Consider the following 6,781-nt stretch of genomic DNA (forward strand, 5'->3'; position numbering starts at 1 on the left):
GCCGCGTTCTTGCCCAGATTTGACGCGAAGGTACCTCAACGAACAAAGACCTGGGGAACGAGAATGGATCGACTGACCGAAATGGAGGCCTTTGCCAATGTGGTGGACCAGGGTGGCTTCACCGATGCGGCCAAAAAGATGGGCATATCCAAATCGGCAGTGTCAAAGCACGTGTCGAGCCTTGAAGCACGACTCGGCGCTCGCCTGCTGAACCGGACCACACGCCGTGTATCTCCGACCGAGATCGGACTGGCCTATTATGACCGCGCGCGCCGCGTATTGAATGATGCAGGCGAGGCGGATGCGCTGGTAACCTCGATGCAGTCAGCGCCTTCAGGCCTGCTGCGCATCAGCGTTGCAACCGATTTCGGCGTTAATCACCTGTCACCTGTATTGTCCGGGTTCCTGTCTGCCTACCCCGACATCACTGTGAACATGGTGCTGAACAACCGCTATGTTGAGCTGATTTCCGAAGGATTCGATGTTGCGGTGCGCATCGGTGAACTGGAAGATAGCACTCTGCGTGCGCGTAAACTCACAGAAACTGTCAAACGCATGGTAGCTGCCCCCAGCTATATCGAAAAGTTCGGGCGGCCGCAGAAGATTGACGATCTGAACGAGCACAAACTGCTGCATTACTCCAGCCAGTCTTCCGGCAATGTCTGGAAGCTGACTGCGCCTTCGGGCGAAAAGAGGCAGGTTCGTACAGCAGGCTGGCTGAGCGTCAATGACGGCCAGTCGCTGCTGAATGCAGCGATTTCAGGTCTGGGGATCGCCTATCTGCCCAGCTACCTCTATGCGGAGGCTTTGAAAACAGGACAGGTGGTGGATGCAATGCCATCCTTGCCGGATGAGGTTCAGGGCGTTTACGCAGTTTACCCACCCGGCCGCTTTACCCAGCCTAAAGTGCGGGCCTTCATAGATTTTCTTGTCGAATCCTTTGCCGAAAAGGGTCCGATGGACTGGTAATTTCTCCCGGTGAAACTTGCACAGCCCGCGCGAACTTTGCGCGGGTTTTTTTTGTGTAGTCCGGTGTAACCAGCAGAGGCTTAGAATGTTTCAACCCAAGGCCGAAGCGTCAGTTCATTGCTCCAGGCCGAGCGGTCCTGCTGGATCAGGTGCATATATTCCTGCGCGATTGCATCCGGGTTCAGAAAGCTGTCCGGATTGTCGGCACTGTCACTGTATCCTGCACGTGCCGGGTTCCGGATGGCCCCGTCAATGTTGACCCAAGCGACATGTATGCCTTTGGGATGAAGCTCGCGCGCCATGGATTGCGCCAGCCCGCGTTGTGCAAACTTGCCCATCGCAAAGGGTGCAGACAGGGGAAACCCTTTTACCCCGGCCGAGGCACCGGTGAACAGGATAGTCCCGCGCCGATCGTCCTGTAGATCCTGCTCAAGCATTCGACGCGCCGCAGCCTGCCCCAGCAGGAACGCCCCATAGGCAGTTACTTCGACAGCTTTGCGAACTGTTTCAGGATCAAGTTCAGTGATCGGACCACGCTGGCGGGCCGAAGGGTTGTAACAGGCAACGCGAAGTTCGCCCGGCAAATCTGTAACCAGCGATACCATCCCGTCAGCGTCGGTTCCGTCAATCTGATGGAGCTCTGCACCTGTTTCTGCCGCTAAAGGCTCAAGATCGTCGATGTTGCGGGCAGTCAGATGCAGACCATACCCAGCCTTTGCCAAAGCGCGCGCAAATGATGCTGAAAGCCCTGCGCCCGCGCCGATAATCAACGCTTTTGGAAGTAGTTCATGATCTGACATGACAGCTCCTTTTGCCTCAGGTTAGAGACTGTTTGGGAATTATCAAATCAACTAAGCCTGATCGTTCAGTTGACCAGCAGCACCGCCTCAACCCGCCGGTTCAGATCGCGCCCTTCCGCTGTCGCGTTAGAAGTGATTGGGGCCAGATAGCCGACACCCTGCGCCTCGATCCGGTCTGCCGCTACGCCATGAGCATCGATCAGACGCTGACGCACGGCCTGTGCGCGCTTGGTGCTGACGGCAGTATTGGCCTGAAGGTTACCAGTGTCATCAGTGTGCCCGACCAGCGCGAGCCGGGTGTCCGGGTTGTCCTGCAAATAACCGGCCAGCAAAGACAAAGACGCGAAAGGCCCTGCGCCCAGCGCAACTTCGCCGGTCTGGAAATGCAGATCGTCCAGAATAACGTGGCCATCCTGCTGCAACTCGGTCAGCAGGCCACCTGATCCCTGCACCGTTTCCTCAATCACCAGTGGTGGAGGCGTGGTTGCCCCGACCGGTGTGACACGGATCAACTGTACGTAACCATCAGGTGGATTGCGACTGATCAGCAAGCTCAGAACATCCCCGCCGTGCGAGGCCGAAAGGAACCGGTAGTCGTTGATCGCCACATACATATCCGGCGTGGGCACGACCTCAGTGTTGAACCGAAAGTCAAAACCTCCGCAGTTGCGGGCCTCACATTCGAACAGAATGTCATAGCCCTGCGCCACGATCTGTTCGCGTAGCGGGGCCAGTATCTGCAACGTCGTGCTGGAGCCTGCCTGCAAACGCCAAGTATACCGTTCCACCCGCCCTTCGACATTGCGAGAGGGTACTTTGCCATCCGCAAAGGCCCCGATCGGCAATTCATAGCTGTCCAGAGCGCTGACGCGCTCACTGACCTGCCGCGCACTGGACGGAAAGGTCAGGTTCTGAGCCGCTACCGGTGCGGCCAGCAAACAAAGACAAAGGGCGAGAAATCGGTTCATCTGAACTGCGCGTGGTATTCGTCGTTCGGGACCATCGCCGTGGCGCTAGCCACGCGGTTGGACATGTTGAAGAAACCGGTGACGTTGGCGATGTCCCAGATATCACGATCCGAGAACCCCACATCCCGCAGATGCTGGCGGTCCTGCTCTTCGATTTCGGCACTGGCCGTAGTCATCTTGGCCGCGAAATCCAGCATTGCGCGCTGACGACTATCCAGCGGAGCCACTCGATAGTTCATCACCAGCATTTCACCCAACTGAGGGTTGCCCGACAATTGTCGCACCGCAGCCCCGTGAGCCACGAGACAATAAAAGCACTTGTTGATCGATGAGACGACAACGGCAATCATCTCACGCTCGAGCTTGGACAGCCCACTGTCTGCCAGCATAAGGTCATTATACATGGCGGTGAACGCGTTCAGCTTGTTGATATCAAACGCATTCGCCTTGAGAACATTCGGCACCATACCCAGCTTTTCGACGCAGATATCAAAGTATTTCTGCGTCTCGGGCGGCAGCGGATCCACCATCGGCAAATCCAGCGCAGTGGGCATCTTCTGATCAGTCACGATTGTCTTTCTCCCCTCAGACAAGCTGGCGGTAATGATACTCTCCCACGATCTGCATCCCGAGAGAATGATAGAGGCCATTCGCCCCTTCATTCGCCTTTGTGCAGATCACGCTAAGGGTATGGGCGCCGTTGTCCAGCGCCCAAAAGGCCGCGGCACGCATGGCCCACTGTCCCAGACCCTGACGACGGTGACTGGGCAAAATCTCAAGCGCATGCACCATGGCAATTCCATCATGGACCGCGACAAAACCCACACCGCCGGGCTGATCCTTTTGACGCATCAGCAGTCCAGTCTTCGGGCCGTTGGCCCGATCCATGACTGCCAGACGTTCCGGCCCGATGCCGCTCTGCGCCCAGATTTCGCGCATGATGGCCAATGGCTCCCAGATGGTGAAAACCGTGACACGAGGAATTGGAACATCCGTCAGCTGCGCAACCGGGCAGTCATAGATGTTGACCGGATCAAGAACCTCATAACCGCGGGCAGCCAGTTGGGTGTCCAGCACCTCATCCCCTGGTCGCAGGCAGAAAATGCGTTTCTGTCCCATCGCCAGCATCGCCTGTTCGGCATTGTCCAGATCAGCGTCGGTCACATCCCCAATCCTGCTCGCAGCAGACACGCGCGAGCCGCCGCCCTGCCCTTCACGCAGTTGGAATGGACCTTGTTCTTCATACCGCGCTGCAGGCCAGGTGCCGTCGACCACGTCAGCCCAGTTGACGCTCAAAGCTCCAGCTCCCTGGCCAGCCGGGTAATTGCCGCATCGATACGTCCGCCATCGGTGCCGCGCACAACCACATTCGCACCGAACACGCCGTTGACCTGAAATCCGTAACTGCCGATTGCCAGATCACTGAAATCCTCGGCCAACACCGACAGGGTTGCAGCGATATCGCCTTCGCCCCGGTTTACGCGCAAAGTCTGCGACAGCAGCGGCTCTCCCCCGGTCAGTGTGGGTAAAACGCTTGCCACCATAGCCTGAAACACCGAAGGCACCCCGGCCATCACATGCACATTCCCGATAGTAAAACCCGGTGCGGTTGAAACCGGATTTTCGATCAATGCGGCACCATCCGGAATGCGTGCCATGCGTAGCCGCGCAGTGTTCAGCTCAAGCCCGGATTTCTCGTAATGTGCCTCAAGCAAGGCTCGGGCATCATCCCGCACATCAATGTGTGCACCAAACGCGCGAGCGATGCAGTCCGCGGTGATGTCGTCATGCGTGGGGCCGATACCACCGCTGGTAAAGACGTGTTCGAAACTGTCGGACAATGCCCTGACCGCGTTTTCGATTGCATCCGCATCGTCACTGACGACGCGCACCTCTTTCAGATCGATGCCATGCTTGGTCAGTTCCTGAGCCAGAAAGTTCGTGTTGGTATCCTTGGTGCGACCGGACAGGATTTCATCCCCGATCACCAGCATCGCTGCGGTTGGGTTTGGCATGGCCTGTCCTTTCTTGCTGCGGGAGGTGTTTGCAAAATATCCGTCCTGACCCGCCCCGCAAGACCTGTTTGTCACGAGCGCAGGGATTCTGCCGGTAAGTCCCCCGTAACACGCTGGAACAGATCCATGTCGTTCATCGCGCGCGCAAGGATCATCGCACCTTCCAGCCTAGCTATAACTTCGCCGGATCTTTTCCGTGGGTCTTGCACACCGGCGGCATTGAAAACGGTATCAAGCCATTCAAGGTTACGTTCGAAGAAGGCTCGGGTTCGCTCTGAAACCGGCGCGGGCAATTTGGCTATTTCCGCGCCAAACATGCCACAGAGGCACATCAACTGCTGCTCAATCAGCGCTGCCCGGTAGATCGACACATAGCGCGATAGCATTTCGATTGGTTCAGCATCGTCAGCTGCACCCAATGCGTCCAGAAAACGGTTGGTGTATCGCTCAACCAGCGCCTCTCCCAAATCCTCCTTGGTTGGGAAATGGTAGTGAATGCTGGCGGATTTGATGCCGATCTCACGTGCGATATCCCGGAAGCTGAACGCATTATAGCCGCCTTGCCGCGCCATACGCTCGGCCACATCCAGAATTTGAATCGCCGTGTCGGACAGTGCTTTGTCAGGTTTTTTCATCAGTCGTCCGTCCAGAAATTTTACCTATCGTTAGATAGGGGGTTGATTTTAAGATTGCCACTTTAATATATCTATCTATCAGTAGATAGGGAATCAAATCATGGCTGACACAACAACACTCATCATCGGCGGATCCAGTGGAATGGGGCTGGCAGCAGCGCAACAAATCGTGGCCAAGGGGGGTCATGTTACGCTTGTCGGCTCTTCAGCTGACAAACTGAATGCCGCCAGGGCCGGGCTGGGTGCTTTGGCAGATATCCATCAGGTAGACTTGCGCAATACGGATCAGGTTGATGGCTTGATTGAACACATCAAGGAGAACAATCGTCATATTCAGGGTCTGATCAATGCTGCAGGTACATTCTCACCCAAACCATTTCTGGAGCACACCTCCGAAGACTACGAAAGCTATATGGACCTCAATCGCGCCACGTTTTTCATCACGCAGGCAATCGCCGAGAACATGAAGGCCAATGGTGGTGGAAGCATCGTCAACATAGGCTCTATGTGGGCAAAACAGGCCGTTCGTGCGACACCGTCATCGGCTTATTCAATGGCCAAGGCCGGGCTTCATTCACTGACTCAGCATCTGGCGTTGGAGCTCGCACCGCATGGTATTCGGGTGAACGCTGTATCGCCCGCAGTTGTTGTCACTCCGATTTATGGGGCCTTCATTGAACCGGACAAGATCGAAGAAACACTGACCGGTGGGTTCGATGCGTTCCATCCGATCGGCCGTGTGGGCCGGCCCGAAGATGTGGCCAGCACGATTACGCATCTGCTGTCCGAGGACGCTTCGTGGGTTACCGGCGCGGTCTGGGATGTTGACGGGGGTGTCATGGCCGGTTTGGTCTGACACTTCCCTTGCAGTCGGGTGCGGGGTAAGGCGGTAGGCATGAAATTTGCCACGCCGCTTGTCCCCGCCCGCCTTATCCGCCGCTACAAACGCTTTCTGGCCGATTGCCAGTTGGAGGACGGGCGCGAAATCACCGCGCATTGTGCCAATCCCGGTTCAATGATGGGGCTGGCCGAACCAGGTGAGAAAATCTGGCTGGAGCCGAATGACGATCCGAAAAAAAAGCTGAAATACGGCTGGCGGCTGGTTGATCACGAAAACGGGCACCTCACGGGTGTCGACACTTCGGTGCCAAACAAGGCTCTACGTAAGGCGTTGGAAGACCAAAAGATCCCCGAATTTGCCTCCTATGAAACTGTCCGACCCGAGGTGAAATACGGGGAAAACAGCCGCATCGACTTTCTTCTGACCCAACCGGGGCTGCCAGACGCCTATGTCGAAGTCAAAAGCGTGACCCTATCGCGCGAACCCGGTCTGGCAGAGTTTCCCGACAGCGTCACCGCGCGCGGCACCAAGCATCTGGGTGAGCTGGCCGCGA

Annotated in this window: 9 protein-coding genes; 3 read left to right on the forward strand and 6 right to left on the reverse strand. The window is 56.7% G+C overall.

The window, feature by feature from the left end; translation table 11 throughout:
* The first annotated feature begins 63 nt into the window (after positions 1–63).
* Positions 64–969, forward strand: a complete 906-nt coding sequence (locus E1297_RS35145) for a LysR family transcriptional regulator (protein ID WP_155146414.1) — start codon at positions 64–66, stop codon at positions 967–969.
* An 80-nt stretch (positions 970–1,049) separates the two neighbouring features.
* On the opposite strand, the gene E1297_RS35150 is transcribed toward E1297_RS35145, so the two are convergent.
* From E1297_RS35150 to E1297_RS35175, 6 genes are all read right to left on the reverse strand, one after another.
* Complete coding sequence (locus E1297_RS35150) at positions 1,050–1,769, reverse strand: SDR family NAD(P)-dependent oxidoreductase (protein WP_155146416.1); 720 nt, start codon at positions 1,767–1,769, stop codon at positions 1,050–1,052.
* Positions 1,770–1,834: 65 nt separating this feature from the next.
* Positions 1,835–2,737: an OmpA family protein gene (locus E1297_RS35155; RefSeq protein ID WP_155146419.1), complete on the reverse strand. Its 903-nt coding sequence runs from the start codon at positions 2,735–2,737 to the stop codon at positions 1,835–1,837.
* Positions 2,734–3,291, reverse strand: coding sequence for a peroxidase-related enzyme (locus tag E1297_RS35160; RefSeq protein WP_155146561.1), 558 nt, complete (start codon positions 3,289–3,291; stop codon positions 2,734–2,736). Before E1297_RS35160 ends, E1297_RS35155 begins: the two co-directional genes overlap by 4 nt.
* A gap of 31 nt (positions 3,292–3,322) precedes the next feature.
* Complete coding sequence (locus E1297_RS35165) at positions 3,323–4,033, reverse strand: GNAT family N-acetyltransferase (RefSeq protein WP_155146421.1); 711 nt, start codon at positions 4,031–4,033, stop codon at positions 3,323–3,325.
* On the reverse strand, positions 4,030–4,752 hold the full coding sequence (locus E1297_RS35170; protein ID WP_155146423.1) for a molybdopterin-binding protein: 723 nt from the start codon (positions 4,750–4,752) through the stop codon (positions 4,030–4,032). The genes E1297_RS35165 and E1297_RS35170 overlap by 4 nt, the downstream gene beginning before the upstream one ends.
* Before the next feature lie 71 nt (positions 4,753–4,823).
* Positions 4,824–5,387, reverse strand: coding sequence for a TetR/AcrR family transcriptional regulator (locus E1297_RS35175; protein WP_155146425.1), 564 nt, complete (start codon positions 5,385–5,387; stop codon positions 4,824–4,826).
* A 100-nt stretch (positions 5,388–5,487) separates the two neighbouring features.
* On the opposite strand from E1297_RS35175, the gene E1297_RS35180 reads away from it, so the two are divergent.
* Together E1297_RS35180 and sfsA are read left to right on the forward strand one after the other, a co-directional pair.
* Complete coding sequence (locus E1297_RS35180; RefSeq protein ID WP_155146427.1) at positions 5,488–6,243, forward strand: SDR family NAD(P)-dependent oxidoreductase; 756 nt, start codon at positions 5,488–5,490, stop codon at positions 6,241–6,243.
* Between the two features lie 39 nt (positions 6,244–6,282).
* Positions 6,283–6,781: DNA/RNA nuclease SfsA (gene sfsA / locus E1297_RS35185; RefSeq protein WP_155146563.1), on the forward strand; the 499-nt coding region annotated here is incomplete at its 3' end.

This window comes from Roseibium sp. RKSG952 (assembly GCF_009711355.1).

Bases quoted from the DNA above. Each gene is read 5' to 3' on its own strand.
- E1297_RS35145 (WP_155146414.1), top strand. From the start codon at position 64: ATGGATCGACTGACCGAAATGGAGGCCTTTGCCAATGTGGTGGACCAG.
- E1297_RS35160 (WP_155146561.1), bottom strand. From the start codon at position 3,291: ATGCCCACTGCGCTGGATTTGCCGATGGTGGATCCGCTGCCGCCCGAG.
- E1297_RS35155 (WP_155146419.1), bottom strand. From the start codon at position 2,737: ATGAACCGATTTCTCGCCCTTTGTCTTTGTTTGCTGGCCGCACCGGTA.
- E1297_RS35150 (WP_155146416.1), bottom strand. From the start codon at position 1,769: ATGTCAGATCATGAACTACTTCCAAAAGCGTTGATTATCGGCGCGGGC.
- E1297_RS35180 (WP_155146427.1), top strand. From the start codon at position 5,488: ATGGCTGACACAACAACACTCATCATCGGCGGATCCAGTGGAATGGGG.
- E1297_RS35170 (WP_155146423.1), bottom strand. From the start codon at position 4,752: ATGCCAAACCCAACCGCAGCGATGCTGGTGATCGGGGATGAAATCCTG.
- E1297_RS35175 (WP_155146425.1), bottom strand. From the start codon at position 5,387: ATGAAAAAACCTGACAAAGCACTGTCCGACACGGCGATTCAAATTCTG.